At 71.4% G+C, this 25,708-nt stretch carries 20 protein-coding genes and 1 tRNA gene; 7 read left to right on the top strand and 14 right to left on the bottom strand.

The window, feature by feature from the left end; translation table 11 throughout:
- Positions 1-562: 562 nt before the first annotated feature.
- Positions 563-1,759, bottom strand: coding sequence for an acetate kinase (locus tag EDF31_RS07190; RefSeq protein WP_131845679.1), 1,197 nt, complete (start codon positions 1,757-1,759; stop codon positions 563-565).
- Between the two features lie 66 nt (positions 1,760-1,825).
- Positions 1,826-3,934, bottom strand: a complete 2,109-nt coding sequence (gene pta / locus EDF31_RS07195; protein ID WP_123292134.1) for a phosphate acetyltransferase — start codon at positions 3,932-3,934, stop codon at positions 1,826-1,828.
- Positions 3,935-4,055: 121 nt separating this feature from the next.
- Here pta and EDF31_RS07200 point away from each other — a divergent pair.
- Positions 4,056-4,140, top strand: a tRNA-Ser gene (locus EDF31_RS07200).
- A 284-nt stretch (positions 4,141-4,424) separates the two neighbouring features.
- Positions 4,425-5,069 carry a hypothetical protein gene (locus EDF31_RS07205; RefSeq protein WP_131845680.1) on the top strand — a complete coding sequence of 215 codons (645 nt, stop codon included), beginning with the start codon at positions 4,425-4,427 and terminating at the stop codon, positions 5,067-5,069.
- Between the two features lie 19 nt (positions 5,070-5,088).
- On the opposite strand, the gene EDF31_RS07210 is transcribed toward EDF31_RS07205, so the two are convergent.
- Both EDF31_RS07210 and EDF31_RS07215 read right to left on the bottom strand, forming a co-directional pair.
- Positions 5,089-7,107 (bottom strand): helicase HerA-like domain-containing protein, encoded by a 2,019-nt coding sequence (locus EDF31_RS07210; RefSeq protein WP_131845681.1) that lies wholly within the window; start codon positions 7,105-7,107, stop codon positions 5,089-5,091.
- Positions 7,108-7,171: 64 nt separating this feature from the next.
- On the bottom strand, positions 7,172-8,428 hold the full coding sequence (locus EDF31_RS07215; protein WP_131845682.1) for a multidrug effflux MFS transporter: 1,257 nt from the start codon (positions 8,426-8,428) through the stop codon (positions 7,172-7,174).
- A gap of 225 nt (positions 8,429-8,653) precedes the next feature.
- Between EDF31_RS07215 and EDF31_RS07220 the strand changes: the two genes are divergently transcribed.
- Entirely contained in the window at positions 8,654-9,235 is a 582-nt protein-coding gene (locus tag EDF31_RS07220) for a TetR/AcrR family transcriptional regulator (protein WP_159573139.1), read from the top strand.
- A gap of 56 nt (positions 9,236-9,291) precedes the next feature.
- Here EDF31_RS07220 and EDF31_RS07225 read toward each other — a convergent pair whose 3' ends face one another.
- From EDF31_RS07225 to EDF31_RS07245, 5 genes are all read right to left on the bottom strand, one after another.
- On the bottom strand, positions 9,292-9,864 hold the full coding sequence (locus EDF31_RS07225; protein ID WP_165901358.1) for a substrate-binding domain-containing protein: 573 nt from the start codon (positions 9,862-9,864) through the stop codon (positions 9,292-9,294).
- A 31-nt stretch (positions 9,865-9,895) separates the two neighbouring features.
- Positions 9,896-11,296 (bottom strand): MFS transporter, encoded by a 1,401-nt coding sequence (locus EDF31_RS07230; protein ID WP_131845684.1) that lies wholly within the window; start codon positions 11,294-11,296, stop codon positions 9,896-9,898.
- Between the two features lie 90 nt (positions 11,297-11,386).
- Complete coding sequence (locus EDF31_RS07235) at positions 11,387-12,532, bottom strand: cystathionine gamma-synthase (RefSeq protein ID WP_131845685.1); 1,146 nt, start codon at positions 12,530-12,532, stop codon at positions 11,387-11,389.
- Positions 12,533-12,546: 14 nt separating this feature from the next.
- Positions 12,547-13,911, bottom strand: coding sequence for a cystathionine beta-synthase (locus EDF31_RS07240; RefSeq protein ID WP_123938636.1), 1,365 nt, complete (start codon positions 13,909-13,911; stop codon positions 12,547-12,549).
- 181 nt (positions 13,912-14,092) lie between these two features.
- Positions 14,093-15,985: an ABC transporter ATP-binding protein gene (locus EDF31_RS07245; protein ID WP_243649921.1), complete on the bottom strand. Its 1,893-nt coding sequence runs from the start codon at positions 15,983-15,985 to the stop codon at positions 14,093-14,095.
- A gap of 141 nt (positions 15,986-16,126) precedes the next feature.
- On the opposite strand from EDF31_RS07245, the gene EDF31_RS07250 reads away from it, so the two are divergent.
- Positions 16,127-17,551 (top strand): amino acid permease, encoded by a 1,425-nt coding sequence (locus tag EDF31_RS07250; RefSeq protein WP_131845686.1) that lies wholly within the window; start codon positions 16,127-16,129, stop codon positions 17,549-17,551.
- A 170-nt stretch (positions 17,552-17,721) separates the two neighbouring features.
- Here EDF31_RS07250 and EDF31_RS07255 read toward each other — a convergent pair whose 3' ends face one another.
- From EDF31_RS07255 to EDF31_RS07275, 5 genes are all read right to left on the bottom strand, one after another.
- Positions 17,722-18,639, bottom strand: coding sequence for a type IV toxin-antitoxin system AbiEi family antitoxin domain-containing protein (locus EDF31_RS07255; RefSeq protein ID WP_131845687.1), 918 nt, complete (start codon positions 18,637-18,639; stop codon positions 17,722-17,724).
- A gap of 290 nt (positions 18,640-18,929) precedes the next feature.
- Entirely contained in the window at positions 18,930-19,310 is a 381-nt protein-coding gene (rplL, locus tag EDF31_RS07260; protein ID WP_017888664.1) for a 50S ribosomal protein L7/L12, read from the bottom strand.
- A 51-nt stretch (positions 19,311-19,361) separates the two neighbouring features.
- Positions 19,362-19,877 (bottom strand): 50S ribosomal protein L10, encoded by a 516-nt coding sequence (rplJ, locus tag EDF31_RS07265; RefSeq protein WP_123292121.1) that lies wholly within the window; start codon positions 19,875-19,877, stop codon positions 19,362-19,364.
- A 281-nt stretch (positions 19,878-20,158) separates the two neighbouring features.
- Positions 20,159-21,670 carry a HAMP domain-containing sensor histidine kinase gene (locus EDF31_RS07270; protein ID WP_123292120.1) on the bottom strand — a complete coding sequence of 504 codons (1,512 nt, stop codon included), beginning with the start codon at positions 21,668-21,670 and terminating at the stop codon, positions 20,159-20,161.
- Positions 21,667-22,401 carry a response regulator transcription factor gene (locus EDF31_RS07275; protein ID WP_197068690.1) on the bottom strand — a complete coding sequence of 245 codons (735 nt, stop codon included), beginning with the start codon at positions 22,399-22,401 and terminating at the stop codon, positions 21,667-21,669. The genes EDF31_RS07270 and EDF31_RS07275 overlap by 4 nt, the downstream gene beginning before the upstream one ends.
- 110 nt (positions 22,402-22,511) lie before the next feature.
- Between EDF31_RS07275 and EDF31_RS07280 the strand changes: the two genes are divergently transcribed.
- The 3 genes from EDF31_RS07280 to EDF31_RS07290 are packed head-to-tail and all read left to right on the top strand — an operon-like array spanning position 22,512 to position 25,608.
- On the top strand, positions 22,512-23,549 hold the full coding sequence (locus tag EDF31_RS07280) for an acyl-CoA/acyl-ACP dehydrogenase (RefSeq protein WP_131845688.1): 1,038 nt from the start codon (positions 22,512-22,514) through the stop codon (positions 23,547-23,549).
- On the top strand, positions 23,546-24,901 hold the full coding sequence (locus EDF31_RS07285) for a bifunctional PIG-L family deacetylase/class I SAM-dependent methyltransferase (protein ID WP_243649923.1): 1,356 nt from the start codon (positions 23,546-23,548) through the stop codon (positions 24,899-24,901). The genes EDF31_RS07280 and EDF31_RS07285 overlap by 4 nt, the downstream gene beginning before the upstream one ends.
- Complete coding sequence (locus EDF31_RS07290) at positions 24,898-25,608, top strand: glycosyltransferase (RefSeq protein WP_165901359.1); 711 nt, start codon at positions 24,898-24,900, stop codon at positions 25,606-25,608. Before EDF31_RS07285 ends, EDF31_RS07290 begins: the two co-directional genes overlap by 4 nt.
- The last annotated feature ends 100 nt before the right edge of the window (positions 25,609-25,708 follow it).

The raw sequence follows: 25,708 nt of genomic DNA on the forward strand, positions 1-25,708 counted from the left end.
ACCCAGGCCGCACCGTGCCGTGACCGCGACACAGCGCCGGACGGGAGGCACGGCGCCAGCCCGCCCCGCGCCTCCCGTCCGCACCGTGCGCACCTCGTCACCCCGTGCGAGCTTGCACGCTCCGTGCCGCGCCACAAGCGCGCACCCAGCCACCAACCCCGCACCAGCCCACCCAGGCCGCACCGTGCCGTGACCGCGACACAGCGCCGGACGGGAGGCACGGCGCCAGCCCGCCCCGCGCCTCCCGTCCGCACCGTGCGCACCTCCTCACCCCGTGCGAGCTTGCACGCTCCGTGCCGCGCCACAAGCGCGCACCCAGCCACCAACCCCGCACCAGCCCACCCAGGCCGCACCGTGCGGTGACCGCGAACCAGCGCCGGACGGGAGGCACGGCGCCAGCCCGCCCCGCGCCTCCCGTCCGCACCTCCTCACCCCGTGCGAGCCTGCACGCTCCGTGCCGCGCTACAAGCGCGCACCCAGCCACCAACCCCGCACCAGCCCAGCCAGGCCGCACCGTGCTGGCGCCAGGCAGCGCAGCGCGCACCGCGCAGCGCGCTCCGCGTCAGAGCGCGACCGCAGCCGACTGCCGGGCGATCTCCAGTTCCTCGTTCGTCGGGATCACGAGCACCGCGACACGTGAGGTGTCCGTGGAGATGACCCGGGCCTCCCGGGATCCCAGCTCGTTGCGGTCCGCGTCGATCTCGATGCCCAGGTGCTCGAGCCCGGCGAGCACGCGCCGGCGTAGCAGCGCGTTGTTCTCGCCGACGCCGGCGGTGAAGACCACCGCGTCGAGCCCGCCGAGCTGCGCCGTGTAGGCGCCGACGTAGCGACGGATGCGGTGGCGGTACACGGCGAGCGCCGCTTCGGCGACCTCGTCACCGTTCAAGGCGGCGTCCTGGACGTCGCGCATGTCGCCGTTGCCGGTCAGGCCGAGCAGCCCGGACTGCTTGTTGAGCATGGTGTCGAGCTCGTCGAAGGACAGCCCGGCCTCGCGGTGCAGGTGCAGCAGGACGGCGGGGTCGAGGTCGCCGGAGCGGGTGCCCATGACGAGACCTTCGAGCGGCGTGAGGCCCATCGACGTCTCGATCGACTTCCCGCCGTCGATCGCTGCGGCCGAGGCACCGTTGCCCAGGTGCAGCACGATGGTCTTCAGCTCGGACAGCGGGCGGTCGAGGAAGACCGCGGCCTGCTCGGAGACGTACTTGTGGCTCGTGCCGTGCATGCCGTAGCGGCGGATGGAGTACTTCGACGCCAGGTCGGCCGGGATCGCGTAGGTGTACGCGTGCGGCGGCATGGTCTGGTGGAACGCGGTGTCGAACACGGCGACGTGCGGCACGTCGGAGAACACCTGCTTCGCGGCCCGGATCCCCTCGAGGTTCGCCGGGTTGTGCAGCGGCGCGAGGCTGTTGAGCGCCTCGATCTGTCGTTCGACGTCGTCCGTCACCACGGTCGCGCGGTCGAAGGTGGTGCCGCCGTGCACGACGCGGTGGCCGACGACGGCCGGCGGGTGCTCGTCGAACGACGGGCCGACCTTGGCGAACGCGTCGATCATCGCCTGGAACCCGGCGGCGTGGTCCGGCACGGACGCGGCGTCGTTCGACGACGACTCCCCGGTCAGCGCGTTGGTGTGCTTCCACGCGCCGGCCGACTCGCCGATGCGCTCCACGAGCCCGGAGGCGAGCGTGCGCTCCCCCTCGAGTTCGATGAGCTGGTACTTGAACGAACTCGATCCGGAGTTCACGACGAGGGCTGCGGTCACGGGTGGTGTCGCTTTCTGCTCATGGCCTGGTCGGCCGGACGGGAGGCGCGGTGTGCGTCGCGCAGGTCAGGCCGCGTCGGACGCGGTGCCGGCCTGGATCGCGGTGATCGCGACGGTGTTCACGATGTCGCTGACGAGAGCGCCGCGGGACAGGTCGTTGATCGGCTTGCGCAGTCCCTGCAGGACCGGCCCGATAGCGACCGCGCCGGCGGAGCGCTGCACGGCCTTGTAGGTGTTGTTGCCCGTGTTGAGGTCCGGGAAGATGAAGACGGTCGCCTTGCCGGCCACCGGTGAGTCCGGCATCTTCGTGCTCGCGACCGTCGGGTCGGCAGCGGCGTCGTACTGGATCGGGCCCTCGACGAGCAGGTCGGGACGGCGTTCGCGGACGAACGCGGTGCCGGCGCGGACCTTGTCGACGTCGGCGCCGGTGCCGCTGTCGCCGGTCGAGTAGCTGAGCATCGCGACGCGCGGGTCGATGCCGAACTGGGTCGCCGTCTCGGCGGACGAGATCGCGATGTCGGCGAGCTGCTCGCTCGTCGGGTCCGGGATCACCGCGCAGTCGCCGTAGACCAGGACGCGGTCGGCGAGCGCCATCAGGAACACGCTCGACACGATCGAGGTGTCGGGACGGGTCTTGATGATCTCGAAGGACGGCCGGATGGTGTGCGCCGTGGTGTGCTTCGCACCGGAGACCATGCCGTCGGCGAGCCCGAGCTGCACCATCATCGTGCCGAAGTACGAGACGTCGGTCACGGTGTCGCGCGCGAGCTCGATCGACATGCCCTTGTGCGCCCGGAGGCGGGTGTACTCCTCGGCGAAGCGTTCGCGGAGCTCGGGGTCGAACGGCGACACGAGCTGGGCGGCGTCGAGGTCGAGTCCGAGCTCGGTCGCGCGGGTGCGGATCGCAGCGGGGTCGCCGAGGATCGTCAGCTCGCAGACCTGGCGGGCGAGCAGCGTCGACGCCGCGCGGAGGATGCGGTCGTCCTCGCCCTCGGGCAGCACGATGTGCTTGCCGTACCCCCGTGCCCGGTCGAGCAGGCCGTGCTCGAACATGAGCGGCGTGACGACGCCGGACGGCGTGAGCTGCAGGCGGTCGCGCAGGGACTCGGCGTCGACGTGCTGCTCGAACAGGGCCAGCGCGAGGTCGGCCTTGCGGGGCGAGTCCGCCGCCAGGCGCCCGCGGGTCTGCGTGATGCGGAGGGCGGTGTCGTACGTGCCCAGGTCGTTCTGCGCGATCGGCAGCGAGCTCGACAGGCCCTCGAGCAGCCGGGAGATCTGCGGTGCGGTCTCGAACCCGCCGTTCAGGATGACGCCGGCCAGGCTCGGGAACGTGTCCGACTGGTTCGCCAGCAGGGTCGCGATGAGGACGTCGCTGCGGTCGCCCGGGACCACGACGATGCCGCCCTCGATCAGGCGGGGCAGGACGTTCTCCATGCTCATGCCGGCGACGACGGTGCCGAGTGCCTCGCGGTCGAGCAGGGCGTCGTCCCCGCGCACCAGGGTCGCGTCGGTCGCCTGCAGCAGCGCGCGGACGGTCGGGGCGACGAGGACGCGGTCCTCCGGGATCGCCCACACGGGCACGTCCGGGTGGTCGTCGTGCACGGCCCGCTCGACACTCGCCACGATCGCGGCGAGGGCCTCCGGGTCGGCGCGGTTCACGACGACGCCGAACAGCTGCGCGTGTGCCGCCCGCAGTTCGCTCGTCGTGACGTCTGCGACCTGCGCCATCCCTTCGGGCGTGCGGGCACCGCGCTCGGCGGCGTCACGACCACCGAGGACGAGGAGTACCGGGGCACCGAGGTTCGCGGCGACCTTCGCGTTGAACGACAGCTCGGTGGGGCTGCCGACGTCGGTGTAGTCGGAACCGAGCACGACCACCGCGTCGCACTGCCGCTCCACCTGGGCGAAGCGGTTCACGATGGTGCCGAGCGCGGCGTCCGGATCCGCGTGGACGTCGTCGTAGGTGACCCCCACGGCGTCGTCGTACGAGATCCCGACCGCGGTGTGCTGCAGCAGCAGTTCGAGCACGTAGTCGGGTTCGGCGACCGAGCGGGCGACGGGGCGGAACACGCCGACGCGGCCGACGGAGCGAGCGAGGGTCTCGAGGACGCCGAGGGCGACGGTGCTCTTGCCCGTGTGCCCTTCTGCTGACGTGATGTAGATGCGGGTCGACACGCGCTCCAGGGTAGTCGCCGGACATGTCACGACAACTGGGAGCACTGCCCTCGACGACACACGGTCGTGAGCACCCCGCAGAACCTGTACCATTGGGTGTCGCCGTCGCGAGACAGCACAAGGAGAATTCGCCTAGTGGCCTATGGCGCACGCTTGGAAAGCGTGTTGGGTGCAAGCCCTCGGGGGTTCGAATCCCCCATTCTCCGCCGAGCAAGCCCCGCACTCCGGTGCGGGGCTTTCTTCGTTCGCGGCATTCCTCATCACTGGTCCCCCACGCGGCGGACCCACCTGTCCCCTGTTCGCCAAGGACTGGCCGTCAAACGCCGATCCGGGGTGGAACGGGCTGTCCGCGGCCCCTGTCGTTCACCTATGCTTGCCGGAGCGGACGACTCCGGGACGAGTCGACCGCGGTGCATCGAGCGGCAGGGGCGTCGCTCGCAGGGCGGCCGATTCGGCGTGCCCGGGAGACCCGAGGGTTCAGGAGACGCGCATGGGGGACATGACGGTGCCAGCGACGCCACACCTGCGCGCCACCGTGTACGACCTCGTCCTCCGCCCCCGCCGGTCCCTCGTCCGTTCGACGGCGCTGAGCATCGTGTTCTCGGCCGTGCCGCTCGCTGTCGCCCTGGTCTGGGTGTCGTTCCCGTTCCGGACGTGGGCGACGGTCGCGACCGTGGTCGTCGCGCTGGCGGTCCTCGTGGGCGTCGTCTTCGTCCGACTGAGCACGGCGTACATCGGCATCGACCCCGACGTCCTGACGATCCGGGGCGTGGTCACCGCGCACCGTCGGATCCCCCGCGACCGCGTGCACAGTCTGGTGCTCGCCACCACCTACGGCAGCTCGGTCGACCGCACCATGCGCGAGCTCGTGGCGTTCGACGCGACGGGTGCGCACCTGTTCCGCATCCGTGCCGACGTGTGGGGCGACGACGGGCTCGCCCAGGTCGTCGACGCCCTGGGCGTCCAGGTGACGGAAGAGGCACGTCCGGTCTCGGCCCGGGTCTTCGCGAAGCGCTACCCCTCGAGCCGCGCCTGGTACGAACAGCGGCCGGCCTACCTGCTCGTCGGCGGCGTGGCAGCACTCGTCGTCCTGGGTCTGCTCGTCGTCGAGTTCACCGGCCTGCTCGGGCGCTGACGCTCGGAGCTGCTGGACGTCACCGACGTCGGCGCAGCGTCGAGAAGATCCCCTGCACGACCTCCTTCGCGATCGTGCCGCCGAGCCGTGACCCGAGCAGGTCCGACAGCGGGTCGTCCGCCTTCCGTGAGGTCGTCGTCCGCGTGCTCCGCCCCGACCGGCCCGAACGCCGCGACGCCGCAGCCCGCTCGGCCTTCTCGAACTCGCGCTGCGTCCGCTCGTACTCCTTCTGCGCAGCAGCCCGCTCGCGTTCCTCCTGCTTGGCCTGCGCCGCGGCCTCCTTGGCCGCGGTCGCCGCAGCACGCGCGGCTTCCTTCTCGGCCTCGGCCGCCGCGAGGGCTGCGTCCTTCTGCGCGTCCGCCGCCGCGGCCTCGGCAGCAGCTGCCTCCATCCGGCGCGCGAGCATCTCGTGCGCCGAGTCCGGATCCACCCGGGTGCCGTACGTCGCGAGCAACGGCGATGCCTGCACCCGCGACTGCATCTCGGCGGCGGGCATCGGGTCCATCGACCCCTGCGGCGCACGCAACCGGGTCCACGCGACCGGCGTCGGCGCACCCTTCTCGTTCATGACGGTGACGATCGCCTCGCCGGTCGCCAGCGAAGTCAGTACCTCACCCAGGTCGTAGTCGCTCGACGGGTAGGTCGACACCGTCGCCCGGAGCGCCTTCGCGTCGTCGGGGGTGTGCGCCCGCAGCTGGTGCTGGATGCGCGACCCGAGCTGCGCCAGGACGTCGTTCGGCACGTCCTTCGGGGTCTGGGTCACGAAGAAGATCCCGACGCCCTTCGACCGGATCAACCGCACGGTCCGCACGATCTGGTCCGTGAAGTCCTTCGACGCCCCGCTGAACAGCAGGTGCGCCTCGTCGAAGAAGAACACCAGCTTCGGCTTGTCCTGGTCGCCGACCTCTGGCAGTTCGTTGAACAGGTCGGCCAAGAGCCACATCAGGAACGTCGAGAAGACCTCGGGCTGGTCCTGCACGCCCGGGACCTCGAGCAGGCTCACGATGCCCCGGCCGTCCGCCGCCGTGCGCAGGAACACCTGCGTGTCGATCTCGGGCTCGCCGAAGAACTGGTCGGCACCCTTGTCGGCGAACGTGATGAGCTCGCGCAGGATCACCCCGGCGGTCTGCTTTGACAGACCACCGAGCTCGGCGAGCTCGCCCTTGCCCTGGTCGCCCACCAGGAACGTCAGCACGCTCCGCAGGTCGGCCAGGTCGACGAGCGGCAACCCGGCCTGCTCCGCGTAGTGGAACACCAGTCCGAGCGAGGACTCCTGGGTGTCGTTCAGGCCGAGCACCTTCGACAGCAGCAACGGCCCGAACCCGGACACCGTCGCGCGGATCAGCACGCCCGTGCCCTGACCACCGAGCGAGAAGAGCTCCGCCTGGCTCGCGACGCCCTGCCACTGCTGGCCGATGCCCGCGGTGCGCGCGAGCAGCTTCTCGTTCCCCTGCCCGACCACCGCGAGCCCGGAGAGGTCGCCCTTGATGTCGGCAGCGAAGACCGGCACGCCGTTCGCCGCGATCTGTTCGGCGAGGACCTGCAGCGTGCGGGTCTTGCCGGTGCCGGTCGCACCGGCGACCAGCCCGTGCCGGTTCAGCATGCCGAGCGGGATGCGGACCTGGACGTCGGGCTGCGCCTCGCCGTTCACCAGGGCACCGAGTTCGAGCGCCTGCCCCTCGACGGTGTAGCCGGTGCGGATCGCGGCGACGGCGTCCGGTCCGAGCGGGGCTGCGCCACTGCCGGGAGGCGCGGTGCCGGCCGCCGGGGCGTCCGCCGGTGCCGGGACGGCCGCGTCGGGAGCCGCCGTCGCGTCGTCCGGGACGGCTGCGGTGGGTCCTGCGGTGGTGGGCTCTGGACCGGGTGGGGTGGCGGAGGCGGACTCCGCGTCGGGGGCGAGCCGGGCCTCCTGTCCGGCGAGTGCGACGGCGAGCTCCTCGGCCCGCTGCACGGCTTCGTCGGCCAGCCGGCGTGCCTCGTCCGCTGCCTGCCTGGCGGCCTCGGCCGCTGCCCGTGCCTGCTCCACCGCGTCGCTCATGGGCACAGCCTATGGACGCGCGGGGGCCGCTGTCCGGCTGATCCGGGCAGCTGTGGAGAACCCGTCAGTGCGTGAGCTCGGGGACCGTCCGGGGCCGCACCACGAACCACAGGATCAGGATGGCCATCACCGAGGTCGAGGCCATCACGATCGCCATCGGGGTCGCGGTGGTGATGCCGAGCCAACCGACGATCGGCGAGATCAGGCCGGCGACGCCGAAGTTCAGGGCGCCGAGCAGCGACGCCGCCGTTCCGGCCTCCTTGCCGTGCGCAGCCAGGCCGATGACCTGGACGAGGGGGAACGAGAACCCGCACGCCGCGATGAAGAACCACAGGGGCACGAGCACGCCCACGAGCCCCGCACCGAGCTGGTCGAGCACGATGATCGCGATCGAGGCCAGGAACAGCGTCGCCGTCGAGCACGCCAGGATCCACTGCGGCCCGACGCGCTGCGCCAACCGCGCGGAGATCTGCACACCGAGCACGACGCCCACCGAGTTCACCGCGAAGAGCAGCCCGTACTGCTGGGCGTCGAGTCCGTAGACGCCCTGGAACAGGAACGGCGACGAGCTGAGGTACGAGAACAACCCGCTGAACACCATCGCCCCGATGAGCGCGACCCCAACGAAGATCCGGTCGGAGAACAGCGCCTTGTACCGCTGACCGATCGTGGAGTGGCCGGCCTCGCGGCGACGGGCCGGGGGCAGGGTCTCGACGATGAGCAGGATCGACGCGATCACCACGGCCAGGCCGTAGCAGGCGAGGAACACGAAGATGCCCCGCCAGCTGGTGAACTGGAGCATCTGCGAGCCGATGAGCGGCGCGAGGATCGGCGCCAGCCCGTTCACCATCGCCAGGCGGGACAGCATCCGGACGAGCGGCTTGCCGCCGAACAGGTCGCGGACGGTGGCCATCGCGACGACACCGCCGGCGGCCGCACCCATGCCCTGGAGCACGCGGAACACCGCGAGGAGCTCGATGTCGGGAGCGGTCGCCGCGCCGATCGAGGCGGCGATGTGCACCGTCGTCGCGATGATGAGCGGCAGCCGGCGGCCGACCTTGTCGCTCCACGGACCGACGAGCAGCTGCCCGAACGCGAACCCGAGCGTCGTCGCCGTGAGCGTCAGCTGCACGGCGCCGTCGGTGACGCCGAACTGCTCCTTGATCGCCGGGAACGCCGGCAGGTACAGGTCGATCGTGAACGGCCCGAGCGCCGTCAGGGCGCCCAGGACGAAGACGTAGACGAGTCGCTGCCCACGGGGGAGGGAGTCTCCGGGGTGCAGGACGACACGGAGCGAACCGGTGGTGGCGGGCGCGGTCACGAGCAGGAGTCCTTCGGCGGTGAGGGGCGGGGAGGTGATCGCGGCGTCGATCGAATCGATTCGTCCGCGGAACCATCCTACGGGCCGCAGGAGCGCTCCCGACGCCGTCGGCTCGGATTGCCCGCGTGTTGCCACCCGCCGTCCGCGTGCCGATCCCGTGCCATGCGGTACCGTCGGACTGCTCGGGGGCCTCCGGGTGAACCGGATCAGAAGGGGGTGGGCGTCATGGTGGATGCCCGGATCCTGCACACGACCGCCGCCCTGCGCGAAGCGATCCTGCGACTGGCGGCCGACCGCCCCGTCTCCGAGATCACCGTCGCGGACGTCACCCGTGCCGCCGGCATCAACCGCGCGACGTTCTACTCGCACGCGGTCTCCCCCGGATCGCTGCTCGCCGACGTGCTGACGCCGGAGCTCGACCGCATCCGGCAGGACGACGCCGACGACCGACGGGCCGCAGCCGCCCGCGGGGCCGACGCGGCCGAGCTCGCGACCATCACACGGCGGGGCATCAACGCGGTCGTCGAGCACGTGACCACCCACCGCGACATCTACGCCAAGGCACTGCCGGACCCGAACGACGCGTCACTGCACCGGCTGCTCGTGGGCCACTTCACCGAGTCGAGTGCCCTGCACATCCGCGAGCTCGACGCCGACCGCCGCCCCGAGCTCCTCGACGACGTTGCCGCCGGCTACGTCGCGCAGGGCTTCGTCGGGGCGATCGAGGCGTGGCTCGCCGGACCCCGACGGTCGCGGAAGGCGCTGGTCGAGACGATCACGCTGTCGTTCCCGGCCTGGTGGAGCTGAGCTGAGCCGCCTGGTGGCACGGCGCTGACCGGGATGCTGACGCGGCTCGCCTCGGCTCACTCGGCGTCGGTCGAGTCGCCGTCGCTCGGTTCGGTCTCCGGCTTCTCGCCGCGCTGCAACGACTGCACGACCTCGACCGCGGTGGCCGCCAGGTCTGCGTCGTCCGCCGCTGCGGGCACCCGGTAGTCGGCCGACACACCGTCGCCGCCGGTACCGCTCGCCGGCAGCGGATCACCCAGGGACACCACCACGACACCGGCGTCGTGCGCGGTCTGGATCACCCCGGTGAGCGCGGACGGCCGAGCCGCGTGCACGAGCAGGGCCTTGGCGCCCTTGCGGACGAGCTGGGCTACCGCGGTCCGCTGGGACGCCGCCGCACCGGACGCGGGTGCGACCCGGACGTCGGGACGGAACCCGGCATCGGACAGGCCGGTGCGCAGGTCCTCGCCCAGGGCCGCGTCGTCGTCGACCAGCACGACGCCGATGACAGCCTGCTTGTCGAACCCGCCGTCGGAGCTGGTCAGGTCCGTGCTCTGCACCGGCGTGGGCGCAGCGGAGGTCGTGCCCTGGCAGCCGGCCAACGCGAGGGCGGCCGTCAGGACGACGGCTGCAGCGACGATGCGCACCACGGGTGTCTCCTCTTCGGTCCGGTCTGCCACGCTACCCGGCTGCGCGGTCCGGCGACGCCGACGACACCGGCGCGGGGACGGGTCCGAGCCGCCGGACCGCGGCGATCGCCAGTGCGGCGAAGCAGATCATCGCCGCGAAGACCAGCGGGAAGGACACCGTGCCCTCGGCGCCGCCGGTCGCGGTGAACAGCAGCCCGGTGACCGCCAGGCCGATGACGCTGCCCGCTGCGTCGGCGATGGTGAGCGCCGAGCTCGCGAAGCCGTCGTCGCCCTCGCCCGAGAACCGCAGGGTGAGCATCGACGTCCGCGGGTAGATCGCCCCCATGCCCGCGCCGCCGACGAACCAACCGGCGACGAGCACCCACCACGGCAGGTCGAGCGTCGCCACCGCGAAGGCCGCCAGCAGGCTCACCAGGACGAGCGCGAGGCCGACACCGAAGGTCCGACGTGCGGTCAGGCGCTGCTCCCCCAGCCGACCGTGCGCCCAACTCGACGCCGCCCAGCTGAGCGCGGCGACGGTCAGCGCGAGCCCCGCTGCCGATGCGGACAGTCCGTGCTTCGCCTGCAGCAGGAACGGCACGTACGCCTCGCTGCCGAAGAACGACGCCGCCACGAGCCCGCGCAGCAGCACCACCGAGGGCAGGCCCGCGGCGGCGCGGAAGGTGCCGGTCGGCAGCAGCGGGCGCAGCGCGAACCACGTCCCGACCAGGCCGACCACGACCGCGGCCACCATCCCCCACGGGGTCAGGTCCGGCGCGACGTTCAGCAGCAGGATCGACACGGCCGCGGCGACCGACCACCCGATCCGGATCCGCTGCCACGGCGGTCGCAGCTCGACCGCCGGTGCCTGCAGCCGTCCGAGCGTCGGCACGAGCACGGTGAACGCGCCCACGGCGATCACGAGCGCCCCCGCGAAGACCCAGTGCCAGTTCCACGTGTCGGTGACGATGCCGGCGATCGCCGGGCCGATGAGCGCCGGGACCACCCACGCGGCCGCGAACCCGGCGAACACCGGTCCGTGCAGCTCGGCGGGGAAGATGCGGGCGACGAGCACGTACAGCACGACGTCGATCGCGCCGGCACCGAAGCCCTCGACCAGTCGACCGACGAGGAAGACCTCCATCGTCGGCGCGAGCATGACCACGGCGGTCCCGACGGCGAACAGCAGCGCGGAGACCCAGGCGACGATCCGGCCGCCGGCGCGGTCGGTCCAGTTGCCGGCGAGCACCATGCCGGGCACCCCGGCCGCGAGCGGTGCCGCGAAGGCCAGGGCGTACAGGGCCTCGCCGTCCAGGTCGCGACTGATCACCGGCATGATCGTCGTCATCGCCAGGTTCTGGAACGCCGCGACGCCCACGATGGCGACCATGCCGATCGTCGCGAGGGCGTACCGCCCGCTCAGCAGGCCCGTCCTCGTCGCCGTGGTGCTCACCCGCTCATCGTAGGGGCGAGGGGCGACACCGCCGACGTCGCGGGGCGCGGACCACGCGCGATGCGCGTCAGCGCGTGCTGCAGGTCCGCGTCAGCGCGTCAGCGCCTGCTGCAGGTCCGCGATCAGGTCGCCCGCATCCTCGATGCCGACGGACAGGCGCACCACGTTCTCGGGCACCGCGAGCTCCGTGCCCTTCACCGAGGCGTGCGTCATCTCGCTCGGGTACCCGATGAGCGACTCCACTCCCCCGAGCGACTCGGCCAGCGCGAACAGCTCCGTGGACTCCGCGAAGCGCCGGGCAGCGTCCGGGCCGCCGGACAGTGCGACGGACAGCATCCCGCCGAACCCGCGCATCTGGCGGGCGGCGATGTCGTGCCCCGGGTGGTCGGCGAGCCCCGGGTAGTAGACGCGCTCGATGCCCGGCGCTGCGACGAGCGCCTCGGCGACGGCCTGCGCGTTCGTGGAGTGCCGCTCCATCCGGACCGCCAGGGTCTTGATGCCGCGGGTGGTCAGGAAGGCGTCGAACGGCGACGAGATCGCACCGGCGCCGAACTGCAGGAACTGCACCTTCGCCGCGAGCTCCTGGTCGGCGAGCACGACGGCCCCACCGACGACGTCGGAGTGGCCACCCAGGTACTTCGTCGTCGAGTACACGACGACGTCGGCACCGAGCGACAGCGGCTGCTGCAGGTACGGCGACGCGAAGGTGTTGTCCACGACGACGAGTGCACCGGCCTCGTGCCCGAGGGTCGCGAGTCCGGCGATGTCGGCGATCTTCATGAGCGGGTTGGTCGGCGTCTCGACCCAGAGCACGGTGTCCTCGGGGGCGCCCTGCAGCGCGGCCCGGACCTGGTCGAGCTCGCTCATGTCGACGACGACGAGCTCGACGCCCCACGGCACGTGCAGTCGGCTGACCAGACGGTGGGTCCCGCCGTACACGTCGTTCCCCATCACGACGCGGGCCCCGGGACGGAGCGCCGCCCGGAGCAGGGCGTCCTCGGCGGCGAGACCTGATGCGAACGAGTACGCGGCCACGCCGCCGTCCAGGTCGGCGAGCAGCGTCTGCAGGGAGTCGCGCGTCGGATTGCCGGCACGGGAGTACTCGTAGCCGTTCCGCATCCCGCCGATGCCGTCCTGCACGTAGGTGGACGTCAGGTGGATCGGCGGGATGACGGCGCCGGTGGGGCCGTCGGGCTCCTGGCCGGCGTGGACGGCGCGGGTGCTGAACTCGGTCATGCTGGCTGCGTTCCTTACTCGGAGAGGTAGGTCAGGAGGTCGTGGCGGGTCAGGACCGTGACCGGCTTGCCGTCCTCGACGACGAGCAGGGCGTCCACCGTCTCGAGGGCTCGACGCGCTGCGGACACGGACTCGCCCACGCCGATCAACGGGAGCGGTTCGCCCACGAAACCGGTCAGGGCGTCCGTCATCTTCGCGGCACCGGTGAAGACCTGTTCGAGCAGGTCCTTCTCGGCGACGGCCCCGATGACCTCGCCGATGACGACCGGCGGTTCCGCGCTGAGCACGGGCATCTGGGACACCCCGTACTTGGTCATGATGTCGACGACCTCGCGCACGGTGTCCGCCGGGTGCGCGTGCACCAGGTCGGGCAGACGGCCGTCCTTGCCGGCGATGAGCGACCCGACGGTGCGCGCTTCGTCGGTCTCGGCGAAGCCGTACGAGCGCATCCACCGGTCGTTGAAGATCTTGCCGAGGTAGCCGCGACCGCCGTCGGGCAGCAGCACCACGACGACGTCGTCCTCGGTCAGGTCGCGGGCGGCCCGCAGCGCTGCGACGACCGCCATCCCGCTGGACCCGCCCACGAGCAGGCCCTCTTCCCGCGCCAGGCGGCGGGTCATAGCGAACGAGTCGGCGTCCGACACCGCGATGATCTCGTCCGGCACCTCGGGGTCGTACGCGGTCGGCCAGAAGTCCTCGCCCACACCCTCGACCAGGTACGGCCGGCCGGTGCCGCCGGAGTAGACCGAACCCTCGGGGTCGGCCCCCACGATGCGGACACGGCCGTCGGACGCCTCCTTCAGGAAGCGCCCGGTGCCCGAGATGGTGCCACCCGTCCCGACGCCCGCGACGAAGTGGGTGATCTGCTGCTCGGTGTCGCGCCAGATCTCCGGACCGGTGGTCTCGTAGTGGCTGCGGGGGCCGTTCGGGTTCGCGTACTGGTTCGGCTTGTAAGCGCCGGGGATCTCGCGGACGAGCCGGTCGGACACCGAGTAGTACGACTCCGGGTGCTCGGGCGGCACCGCGGTCGGCGTGACGACGATCTCGGCGCCGTACGCCGTCAGGACGTTGCGCTTGTCCTCGCCGACCTTGTCCGGCAGCACGAACACGCACCGGTAACCGCGCTGCTGGGCGACGAGGGCCAGCCCGACCCCGGTGTTGCCCGACGTGGGTTCGACGATCGTCCCGCCTGGCCGGAGGTCACCAGAGGCCTCGGCAGCATCGATGATGCGCGTGGCGATGCGGTCCTTCGACGACCCGCCGGGGTTGAGGTACTCGACCTTCACCAGGACGGTCGCGCGCACCCCCTCGGTGACCCGGTTGAGCTTGACGAGCGGGGTGTCACCGACGAGGTCGACCACGGAGTTCGCGTAACGCACGGGCCCGAGTCTAGGACGCCGACACCGCGTTCTGCTGGGTCGTGACGTGCGCCTCGCCCTGGTCGTGCCCCGTGTCGGACGGGAGGCCCGTGGCGGGGCCGCCACGGGCCTCCCGTCCGGTCTGGGGGCGCGTGTCCGATCGGCGCGCCCGCCCGCAGGTCGGTGGCCGTGATCGGCGGGGTCAGCGGCCGACGGCGTCCGCCGGGGTGTTCTGCTGCCGGTGCAGGAGCGCGTAGGTGCCGTCCAGCGCGAGGAGTTCGTCGTGCGTCCCCTGCTCGACGATCCGCCCGTGGTCGAGCACGAAGATGACGTCGGCGTCCCGGATCGTCGACAGCCGGTGCGCGATCGAGATGGTGGTGCGCCCCGCGGCGGCAGTGTCGAGCGCGGTCTGCACCACGCGTTCCGAGATCGAGTCCAGCGCGCTCGTGGCCTCGTCGAGCACCAGCACCGGCGGGTCCTTCAGGAGCACCCTGGCGATCGCGATCCGCTGCTTCTCGCCCCCGGACAGCCGGTACCCGCGCTCCCCCACGACCGTGTCGTAGCCGTCCGGGAACGAGGCGATCGTGTCGTGGATGTTCGCCGCGCGTGCCGCCCGTTCGACCTCGTCGTCGGTGGCGTCCGGCTTGGCGTAGCGCAGGTTGTCGCCGATCGTCGCGTGGAACAGGTACGTCTCCTGGCTGACGATCCCCACGTGGCGCATGAGGTCCTCGTGCACGAGGTCGCGGACGTCCTGTCCGGCGAACCGCACGGAACCCTCGGTCGCCTCGTACAACCGTGGCACCAGGTACGACACGGTGGTCTTGCCCGCGCCCGACGGACCGACGAAGGCGGCGAACTGCCCGGGTCGGAGGTCGAACGAGACCCCGCGGAGCGTCGGCTTGTCGGCCTCGCCGTCCGGGTACGTGAACGTCACGTCGTCGAACGCGACGTGACCGACCATGGTGTCGTCGACGGGCTTCGCGGTGGGCGAGTCCGTGATCGCGGGCTTCAGGTCGAAGTACTCGAAGATGCGGGCGAACAGCGCTCCGGAGGTCTGCAGGTCGAGCACCACCCGGAGCAGTCCGACCGTCGGGAACAGCAAGCGCGACTGCACCGTCGTGAACGCGACGATGGTGCCGGCGGTGATCGGGACGTCGCCGATGATCAGCCAGGCCGCGACGAGGTAGATGATCGCCGGGATGATCGACAGGAAGATCTGCACGATCGCGAAGAACCACTGCCCGGACATCTGCTGGCGGACCTGCAACTGGATCTGGTTGCGGTTCTCGTCCCCGTAGCGGCGCGTCTCACTGCGCTGCTGGTTGAAGCTCTTGGCCAGCAGGATGCCGGAGACGCTCAGTGCCTCTTGCGTGATCGCCGTCATGTCGGACAGCGACTCCTGCGTCTGCCCGGCGATGCGGGCACGGACCTGACCGACCCGACGTTGCGCGATGACGAGCAACGGGAGCAGCACGACCGCGACCAGGGTCATCTGCCAGCTCAGCAGGAGCATCGCGACGATGGCGGCGATGACCGTGACGGTGTTGCCGAGCACCGACGAGATCGTGTTGTTCAGGACGCTCGCGACGCCGCCGACGTCGTTCTGCAGGCGGGACTGGATCACGCCGGTCTTCGTGCGGGTGAAGAACGCGAGCTCCATCCGCTGCAGGTGCCCGAACAGACGCATCCGCATGGCGCCCATCACCTTGTTGCCGACCGTCGCCGTCAGGTAGGTCTGCCAGACGCCCACCCCGGCGCTCGCGATCCAGAGGAGCACCATCGCCGACACGAGCTCGACCAGCACCGGGACGTCGGGGCTGCCGGAGGGTGGGAACAGGCCCCGGTCGAACGCCTGCTGCGTCAACAGCGGCGGGATCACCGAGATCGCCGCGCCGATCAGGACGAGGACGACCGTCAGGATGATCGACCTGCGGTGCGGGACGAACAGCCCGGCGATCCGCTTCACCAGGTGCGGGATCTTCGGCGCTTCGGCGTTGGCGGCCTTCTGCGCACGGAAGTCACCGCTGGAGATCCGGCCGCCGCCGCGCGGACCACCGCCACCGCCGCCCCCGCGCATCCCGCCGCCCATGCTCATGCAGCAACCGTATCCCCGCGGTCGGACATCGGCGCGCGCTCGACGACCGCCGTTCCGCAGTGCAGTCCGACGGCCGTATTTGACCCCGTTCAGGGGGCGTGCGAGCATGTGCCGTCCCCGCCCCCGCACCACCGAGGTCCCATGACGTCCGCGCCGTCCCGTCCCACGTCCCTCCGCCAGCAGCTCGCCCGCCGCAAGCCGATCGCGCAACTGCAGTCCGAGGCGGCCGTCGGCGTCAACGGCGAACCGCTCCGCCGGTCGCTCGGTGTCTGGCACCTGACGATGATCAGCGTCGGCGCGACCCTCGGGACCGGCATCCTCGTGGTGCTCGGCACGGCCGTGCCGCTCGCGGGTCCTGCCGTGTGGATCTCCTTCGTCGTCGCGGGGATCGCGGCCCTGCTCTCGGCACTGTCCTACGCCGAGATGGCCGGAGCCGTCCCGACTTCGGGGTCGAGCTACTCGTACACCTACGCCACCATGGGCGAGGGCATCGCGTGGGTCTGCGGATGGTGCCTCGTCCTCGAGTACGCCGTCTCGGTGGCCGCGGTCGCGGTCGGCGCGAGCGAGTACGTGGACGAGACCCTGCGCGTGTTCGGGTTGCACCTGCCGACAGCACTGTCCGCGCCTCCGGGCGACGGCGGCGTCGTGAACCTGCCGGCGGCCGTCCTGGTCCTGCTCGCCACCGTCGTCCTGATCCCCGGTGCCCGCGAGAGCGCCTGGGTGAACACCGTCATGGTCGTCGTGAAGATCGCACTGCTCGTGTTCTTCGTGGTCGTCGCCTTCACGGCCTTCCAGGCGCAGAACTTCGAGCCGCTCGCGCCGATGGGTGCCGCTGGGGTGACCGCCGCCGCGTCCAGGCTCTTCTTCTCGTACATCGGTTTCGACGCCGCCTCCACCGCCGGCGAAGAGGCGAAGAACCCGCGCCGCGACCTCCCCCGGGCGATCATCGGTTCGATCGCGCTCATCACGGCGCTCTACATCCTGGTCGCCATCGCCGCGATCGGTGCCCGTTCGTGGACGGACTTCTCGTCGTCCGAGGCCTCGCTCGTCCGCATCGTGGTCGACGTCACGGGTCAGCCGCTCGTCGCGCTGGTGTTCTCGATCGGCGCGGTGATCGCGATCGCGAGCGTGGTGCTGACCGTGCTCTACGGCCAGACCCGGATCCTGCTCACCATGGCCCGCGACGGCCTCGTCCCGAAGGTCTTCGGTCGGGTCTCCCGGCGCACCGGCACCCCCATCGCGAACACGTTGATCATCGGCATCGCGGTCACGATCGTCGCCGCCCTGGTCCCGCTGGGCGAGCTCGCCGACGCCACCAGCATCGGCACCCTCGTCGCGTTCGCGCTCGTCAACGTGTCGGTCATCGTGCTCCGTCGCTCGCAGCCCGACCTCGAGCGCTCGTACCGCGTGCCGCTGTTCCCCGTCGTGCCGATCCTCGGTGCACTGAGCTGCGTGCTCCTGGCGGTGTTCCTCGGCGCAACGACGTGGATCGCCTTCGGCATCTGGATGGTCGTCGGCGCCGTGCTCTACCTGGCCTACGGCCGCCGTCACAGCACCTTGCGCTGACCCGCGCCGCCCTCCGGCGCTCGCCGCGCCCCTCCGCCAAAGCGACAGGGTGCGGCCAACTGTTCGCAGACATCTGTCGCTCTGCCAGGAGGCCCGGCTCGTCTCCGCCAAGAAGTGTCGCTCTGGCAGCACGGAGGGTCTGAACTCCGCACTCCCGCGCGCGATCGCCATCAGCGGCACGGCACGCCGTGCTGTCGGAACAGCGACCGGAGCCGTTCCGGTGCCACGACGTGCTCCCAGTAGACGCGGACGAAGCCGTTCACCTCTGATCGGCCCCGGACACGGTCTTCACGCTGCTTCTCGGCCCACACGGCTTCAGCGCCGGTCTGCCCTCTGAGCATCCCGGGGTCCTCGTACTTCTGTCGACCGTCGAACTCCACGACGATGCCCTGGCGTGGCAGCCAGAAGTCCACACGGTCGACACGGCCGTCCGGTGAGCGGAACTCGTGCTGCGGTTCCCAGTCCGGACAGTGCAACTCGGCGGCGCGGACCGCCAAGTACGACTCCCCGACCGACTCGTGGCGCACATCACAGATCGCCAGGGCCTGCTCGAGCCGCACCGCACCCCACGGACCTCCGGCAACGCACAGACGCTCGAGCTCCCCGCGTTCGACACCGCTCCGCAATGCGTGGTCCAGCCCGACGACGGCATCGGCGAGGGTGCCACGCCGAGCGTTCTCGACGGTGGTCTGCGCCAGAGCGGTGAACGGAACACCGTGGAACAGCTTCCCCGATCGTTCGGGCGCACCGGCATGGACGGTCAGGCCCACCCGGTGCTGGCCGTGCTCGAGCCCGGCGTCGACGACCTGGACACGATCGGGCCACGGATCGAGTCGTGGCAGACCGAACACCGCAGCAGCCGAGTCGAGCGCGAACACCGCGTCGGACCGGAGCAACGGGATGACGGCCCGCATCCGGACGAGGTGTCGAGAGCGACCGTCCAGAGCCTCCCACTGCGCACGTTCGACGTAGACGCCATGCCGGACGCGCACGAGCTCGCCAGCCCGCTGCCGTCGCTGGAGATGGCGGGCGCCAGCCCGGTCGAGGTCGTTCGTGCGGAGGATCTCGATGGCGTTGGCGGGATGCATGACAGCACACTGTCGCTCCAGACGACCGGTCTCAGGAGCCTGAGCCGATCTGTGGACAACCGCCGCGCCTCCCGGCGGTCAACAGTGTCCTGCCAAAGCGACAGATCTCAGTAGTCCCCGACTGAACGTGCTGCCATCGCGACAGAATCCCGCGAACAGTTGGCGCCACTCTGTCGCTTTGGCGGAAGCGCCACTCGGGCCGTACACGCACCCGCACGCACCGCACCCCCGGCAACGACGAAGGCCGCCACCCCGAGGGGCAGCGGCCTTCGTGAACCGAACGGTCGAGACTACGCGAGCTCGATCGTGGCGCCAGCGGCCTCGAGGGTCGCCTTCGCCTTGTCGGCGGTCTCCTTGTTCGCACCCTCGAGGATCTTGGCGTCGGCGGTCTCGACGAGCGCCTTCGCCTCACCGAGGCCGAGCGACGTCAGGCCACGGACCTCCTTGATGACCTGGATCTTCTTGTCACCAGCGGACTTGAGGATGACGTCGAACTCGGTCTTCTCCTCAGCGGCCTCGGCCGGGGCAGCGGCGGCCGGAGCGGCAGCAGCGGCCGGGGCAGCAGCGGTGACCTCGAAGACCTCTTCGAACTTCTTCACGAAGTCCGAGAGCTCGATGAGCGTGAGCTCCTTGAAGGCCTCGATGAGCTCGTCCTGCGAAAGCTTCGCCATGATTTTCTCCTACTACTCAGTAATACGTGTGGTTGTGGAACGCGAGCCAGATCAGGCCGCGGACTCCTGCTTCTCGCGAAGGGCGTCCACGGTGCGGACGGCCTGCGAGAGGGGGGCCTGGAACAGGTACGCAGCACCGAACAGCGAGGCCTTGAAGGCGCCGGCGAGCTTGCCGAGCAGAACTTCACGGGACTCGAGGTCGGCGAGCTTGTCCACCTCGGTCGCGGTGAGCGGGTTACCGTCGAAGTAACCGCCCTTCACCACGAGCTCGGGGTTCGCCTTGGCGAATGCACGCAGCGACTTCGCGACGGCGACGGTGTCACCGTGGACGAAGGCGAGAGCGGACGGACCGGCGAGTTCCTCGTCGAACGAGGAGATGCCGGCGTTGTTCGCCGCGATCTTGGTCAGCGTGTTCTTCACCACGGCGTACGTGGCGTGCTCACGGATCGAGTTGCGGAGCTCCTTGAGCTGCGCGACCGTGAGACCGCGGTACTCGGTGAGCAGAACGGCGTTCGAGCTACGGAAGGACTCCGTGAGCTCGGCGACCGCAGCTTCCTTGTTCGCCATGGTTCTCCTTGGGGGTTTCTTGCCGGTAGCCCCAGGTCCACGAACGAAAAAAGCTCCGGCGCAGAGGCTCGGAGCTGCTCTCACCAGATGGTGGGAGTGGTTCGGAACACCTGCGCGGGATGCCTCACGAGTGAGGACCTTCGGTCATGGTGTTCACAACCACGTTGCGAGCAGCACGACATCCGGCGGTCTTTGGCTTCGAGAACAGTAGCAGATGCCGTGGACGAGACCAAACGGCGGACGGGAGGCGCGGTGCGGGCCCGCCCCGCACCTCCCCAGCGTCAGTGGGTCGCGTCCACCGCAGCGGGCGTCCCCGACCAATCAGCGGACACCGCAGCAGCGGCCGACGCGGCCGACTCCGACTCCGCCGCAGCCGACGGATCCACCGGCAGGTGCACCGTGAACACGGTGTCGCCCGGCACGCTCGCCACCTCGACGCTGCCGCCATGCGCCTGCACGACCGCGTCCACGATCGCGAGCCCGAGCCCTGTCGACCCCACGGTGCGCGACCGGGAGCTGTCGGCTCGGGCGAACCGCTCGAACAGCTTCGGCAGGAACTCCGGGTCGATGCCCTGGCCGGTGTCCCGCACGGTCAGGTCCACGCCGGGGCCGGACGGCGACGGCGCGAGGCCCACGGTGATGCGGGTGCCCTCTGGTGTGTGGGTCCTGGCGTTGGTGACGAGGTTCACGATCACCTGGTGCAGGCGCGCGGCGTCCCCCACGACCACGACGGGTGAGGACGGCACGTCGATCTCGATGACGTGCTCCGGCGATGCCGCGTGGGCGTCGTTGACGGCGTCGAGCACGAGGCCGGTCAGGTCAACCTCGTCGAACTGGATCTCGCGCCCCTCGTCGAGGCGGGCGAGGAGCAGCAGGTCCTCGACCATCGACGTCATCCGGATCGACTCGGACTCGATGCGGCTCATCGCGTAGACGACGTCCTTCGGCAGGTCACCGCCCATCCGACGGGTGAGCTCGGCGTACCCGCGCACCGAGGCGAGCGGGGTGCGGAGCTCGTGCGAGGCGTCGGCGACGAACTGCCGGACCTTCTGCTCGGAGCGTTCCCGGGCCTGCATCGCGCTGCCGATGTGCCCGAGCATCCGGTTGAAGGCGCTGCCGACCCGGCCCACCTCGGTGCGGGGGTCGGTGTCGGGCACGCGGACGCCGTCCAGGGCGTCACTGCGGTCGAGGGGCATCCGTGCCACGGTCGAGGCGGTCTCGGCGACGCGCTCGAGCGGGCGGAGCGAACGCCGGACCACGACGGCGGCGACGATCGACGCGGCGAGCAGCGCGGTGCCGACGACGATGACGACCACCCAGAACAGCTTCCAGACGCTGTCGTAGACCGACGCCATCGGCAGTCCGACGACCAGCACGGCGGGACCGACGTCCACTGCCGTGATCCGGTAGCGGCCGATGCCGGAGCCGAGGTCGACCGTGGTCGGATCGGCACCGACGCGCACCGTGCCGAGTGCCGCCACGCTCGACTGTGTGATCCCGCCCGGGCGCCCGTACTCGTCGAGCACGTTCGCGATGACGACCTGCCCGTCGACGAAGTACGCGGTCAGTGTCCCGGCAGCCTGCCCGGACAGCCGCGTGAGGTCGATGCCGGGCTGACCCGACTCGTTCTGCTGCAGGTACCGCTGCGCGCGGTGCGTGGCGCCCGTGATCTGCTTGTCGATCGCGTTGGTCTGGATCGAGGAGAGCGCGATGATGCTCGCCGCCCCGATCACCGCGCTGACGGCGACGACGAGGGCGACGATGCTCAGGACGAGCCGGCGCCGGAGGGTCACGAGGTGGGCTTGATGACGTACCCGACGCCGCGCACCGTGTGGATCATCGGGGTTTCGCCGGCGTCGATCTTCTTCCGCAGGTAGGAGATGTAGATCTCGACGACCGAGGACTTGCCGCCGAAGTCGTACGACCACACGCGGTCCAGGATCTGCGCCTTCGACAGCACACGACGGGGGTTGCGCATCAGGAACCGGAGGAGCTCGAACTCGGTGGCGGTCAGCTCGATCGGCCGGCCGGCACGGTGCACCTCGTACGACTCCTCGTCGAGCACCAGGTCGCCGACGACGATGCGGGAGTCGCCCGCCTCGGAGATCGAGATCTGCGAGCGGCGGATGAGGCCCCGCAGTCGCGCCACCACTTCCTCGAGCGAGAACGGCTTCGTGACGTAGTCGTCGCCGCCGGCGGTGAGCCCGGTCACGCGGTCCTCGACCGAGTCCTTCGCGGTGAGGAACAGCACCGGGGTGTCGTCGTTGTTCTGCCGCAGCCGGCTGAGCACCTGCAGGCCGTCGAGGTCCGGCATCATCACGTCGAGCACCATCGCGTCGGGCTTGAACTCCCGCGCCGTCGTCAGGGCGTCCTGCCCGCCGTTCGCGCTCTTGACGTCCCAGCCCTCGTAGCGGAGCGCCATGGACAACAGGTCGGTGAGGCTGGCTTCGTCGTCGACGACCAGGATGCGCAACGGGGTTCCGTCGGCACGCGTGAGGCGCGGGGCTGCTGCAGGCTGGGAGATGGTCACGTCTTCGAGTATCGAGGAATTCCTATGAGCTGTCTGTGGACCGCCCCTCCGCGCTCTGTGGATCGCTCCGAGTGCACTCGGCCGCTCCTTCGTAGGTTGGGGGGATGCTGCGATCCTCTGCTTGGCCACCGTCCGCCAGGCACGTCGACACCGCGGGGATCGAGGAGGCGGCCGGGAGGCCCGGCTCGAGCCCGGCGGACCGTCTGACGGCCGCCCGCACGCTCGCCGCCACCACCCCGCTCCTGTCCGCGGGGACCGCCGGCGGCTTCCTCGCCACACTCGCCGCCGTCGCCGTGGGCGACGTCGCGACCGCCCGCACCGTCGAGCCGCACCTCGACGCGCTCGGCATCCTGCAGCAGGCCGACGTGCCGGTCCCCGCTGATTCGACCTGGGGCGTCTTCGCCGCTGAGGGCCCGGGGCTCCGCCTCGAGGCCGCGGTGCAGGACGACGGCACGGCGCTCCTGACCGGCACGAAGCCGTGGTGCTCCCTCGCGTCGACGCTGTCGCACGCGCTGGTGACCGCGCACGCCGGGGACGACCGTGTCCTCGTCGCCGTGGACCTGCGGCAGGACGGCGTCACCGCGCACGACGAGGCCTGGGTCGCCCGGGGCATGCCCGACGTGCCGAGCGGCCCGGTGGACTTCGACGGCGTCGCGGCTCGGCTCGTCGGCGCTCCCGGTTGGTACCTGCGGCGACCGGGCTTCGCGTGGGGCGGCATCGGCGTCGCCGCGTGCTGGTGGGGCGGTGCGGTGGGCCTCGGCCGGGTCCTGCGCGCGCTGGCCGCGACCCACCCGGAGTCCGAACTGCTGCAGGCCGCCCTCGGTGCGACCGTGCTCGACCTCGCGGACGCCGAGGACGCCCTCGCCGACGCCGCCGCACGGATCGACCGGTCCGAGGAGCCCGACGCTGCAGAGGTCGACTGGCCGCTGCTCGCCCAGACGGTGCGCTCCCGGGTGCGCCGAGCGGTGGACGCCGTGCGCGAGCGGGTCGTCGCCACCGTCGGCCCGGCTCCCCTGACCTCGGACCCCGCGGTCGCGGCGCGGGTCGCCGACCTCGAGCTCTACGTGCTGCAGGACCACGGCGCCCGTGACCTCGCCCGGATCGGCCGCGTCGTGACGGAGCGCGGCGGTGTCGCGTGGTGAGCTTCGACCACCGCGAGCCGGGCACCGACCCCGCGGTGTGGACGCCGTTCCTCGACACACGGTCGGCCACACCCCTCGACCTGGACGGCATCGGCTCCGTGGTGGTCCTCGCGCCGCACCCCGACGACGAGACCCTCGGTGCAGGCGGGCTCATCGCGACCGCAGCCGATGCGGGGCTCCCCACCCACGTCGTGCTCCTCACCCGCGGCGAGCGCTCGCACCCGGACTCCCCCACCACGACGGCGTCGGAGCTGGCCATCGTGCGCGACGACGAGTTCACCCGGGCCCTCGCCATGCTGCACCCCGGGGCGACGGCGTCGTCGGTCGGGATCCCCGACGGCGGGACGCGGGAGCACCGGGACGAGGTCACCGACGCCCTGCGGCGAGCGCTCGACGACGCGGTGCGGCCGACGCTCGTGGTGGCGCCGTGGCGCGGGGACGGTCACCGGGACCACCGCATCGCTGGTGAGGTCGCCGAAGCGGTCACCGCCGAGGCCGACGAGGTGTCGCTGCTGACGTACCCGATCTGGGCGTGGCACTGGGACGACCCGTCTGCGTCCGCACAGCCGTGGGACCGAGCTACGGTCCTGCCGTTGGCCGACGCTGTCCGGGAGCGGAAGCGCGCCGCCCTCGACGCTTACGCCTCGCAGGTCCGCCCGCTGTCCGGTGCCGCCGGGGACGAGGCGATCATCGACGACCGGCACGCCGCGCACCACCTGCGGTCGGCCGAGTGGTTCTTCGCGCCCGAGCCGACGGCGTCGCGCTCGCGGGAGTCGTTCGACGCGCACTACGAGCGGAAGCCGGAGGGCTGGGACTTCGAGCGCTCCTGGTACGAACGCCGCAAGCGGGCGGTGACGCTCGCCGCGCTCCCCCGCGAGCGGTACCGGTCGGCGCTCGAGCTCGGCTGCGCCACGGGCGTCCTCACCGCAGCGCTCGCCGAACGGGCCGACGCCGTGCTCGGCACCGACATCTCGGCCGCACCGTTGGCCCGGGCTGCCGTCCGTGCGCCGGGGGCCCGGTTCGTGCAGGCCTCGCTGCCCGCCGAGTGGCCGACGGGTCAGTGGGACCTCGTCGTCATGTCCGAGGTGGGCTACTACCTGTCCCCCGCCGACCTCGACGAGACGATCGACCGGGTGCTGGCGTCGCTCGACGACGACGGCGTGCTGGTCGCCTGCCACTGGCGCCACCCCGACGACGAGGCGGTGTCGAGCGGTGACGCGGTGGACGCCCGGCTCGCGGAACGGTGGCCACGACCGGCGCTCGTCCGCCACGTCGAACCGGACTTCGTGCTGAGCGTGCTGCCCGGCCCCGGCGTCGTGTCGGTCGCACGGGCCGAGGGACTCGTCCGGTGACCGCGCCCTCCGGCGTCACGCGGATCGACGTCGTGCTGCCCGCCCACGACGAGGAGGACCGCATCGCCGCCTGCCTCGACGCCCTGCTCGCCGCCCGCGCCCGACTCGCCGGGGAACACCCCGACGTGGCGGTCTCGGTGACGGTCGTGCTCGACGGCTGCACCGACGACACGGCGACGGTCGTCGAGCGCTTCCCCGTCGACGTCGTCGCGACCGCCCACGTCGGCGTCGGTCGGGCGCGGACCATCGGGGCCACGCACGCGCTCCGGCAGCACCCCGCCGACCCGGCGTCCCGCTGGCTCGCCCACACCGACGCGGACTCGCGGGTGCCGGAGGGCTGGCTGGTCCAGCAGGCCGAGGCCCTCCGCTCCGGGGCGCACGTGCTCGTCGGCGCCGTCGTCCCCGACCCGGACGACCTGGACCCGGTCGTGCTCGCCCGGTGGACGCAGGCGCACCCGCCCGGTGCCGCGCTCGGGCACGTGCACGGCGCGAACCTCGGCGTGCTGGCATCGGCGTACCTGGCGCTCGGCGGGTTCGACCCCGTCCCCGAGCACGAGGACGTCCGGCTCGTCGATCGGGCGCACGCGATGGGGTTCCGCGTCGACGCGACGGTCGACCTGCCGGTGGTGACGAGCGGTCGGTTCGCCGGCCGGACGCCCGGCGGCTACGCGGAGCACCTGCGTCGGGCGTACGGCGACGCGAGCTGAGGGCCCCTTAGACAGCTCATAGGCTGCCGATGGGGCGGCCACTGACCGGCTGCCTACGTTCTCCTCCGTCGGCCCCGCCGTGCGCTCTGCGCGGCCGGTG

The sequence above is a fragment of the Curtobacterium sp. PhB142 genome (assembly GCF_004341255.1).
Lineage (GTDB): Bacteria > Actinomycetota > Actinomycetes > Actinomycetales > Microbacteriaceae > Curtobacterium.

Excerpts from the sequence above, each read along its gene's own strand:
- EDF31_RS07205 (WP_131845680.1), top strand. The coding sequence starts at position 4,425 with ATGGGGGACATGACGGTGCCAGCGACGCCACACCTGCGCGCCACCGTG.
- EDF31_RS07210 (WP_131845681.1), bottom strand. The coding sequence starts at position 7,107 with ATGAGCGACGCGGTGGAGCAGGCACGGGCAGCGGCCGAGGCCGCCAGG.
- EDF31_RS07220 (WP_159573139.1), top strand. The coding sequence starts at position 8,654 with ATGGTGGATGCCCGGATCCTGCACACGACCGCCGCCCTGCGCGAAGCG.
- EDF31_RS07235 (WP_131845685.1), bottom strand. The coding sequence starts at position 12,532 with ATGACCGAGTTCAGCACCCGCGCCGTCCACGCCGGCCAGGAGCCCGAC.
- EDF31_RS07245 (WP_243649921.1), bottom strand. The coding sequence starts at position 15,985 with ATGAGCATGGGCGGCGGGATGCGCGGGGGCGGCGGTGGCGGTGGTCCG.
- EDF31_RS07250 (WP_131845686.1), top strand. The coding sequence starts at position 16,127 with ATGACGTCCGCGCCGTCCCGTCCCACGTCCCTCCGCCAGCAGCTCGCC.
- EDF31_RS07255 (WP_131845687.1), bottom strand. The coding sequence starts at position 18,639 with ATGCATCCCGCCAACGCCATCGAGATCCTCCGCACGAACGACCTCGAC.
- rplL (WP_017888664.1), bottom strand. The coding sequence starts at position 19,310 with ATGGCGAAGCTTTCGCAGGACGAGCTCATCGAGGCCTTCAAGGAGCTC.
- rplJ (WP_123292121.1), bottom strand. The coding sequence starts at position 19,877 with ATGGCGAACAAGGAAGCTGCGGTCGCCGAGCTCACGGAGTCCTTCCGT.
- EDF31_RS07280 (WP_131845688.1), top strand. The coding sequence starts at position 22,512 with ATGCTGCGATCCTCTGCTTGGCCACCGTCCGCCAGGCACGTCGACACC.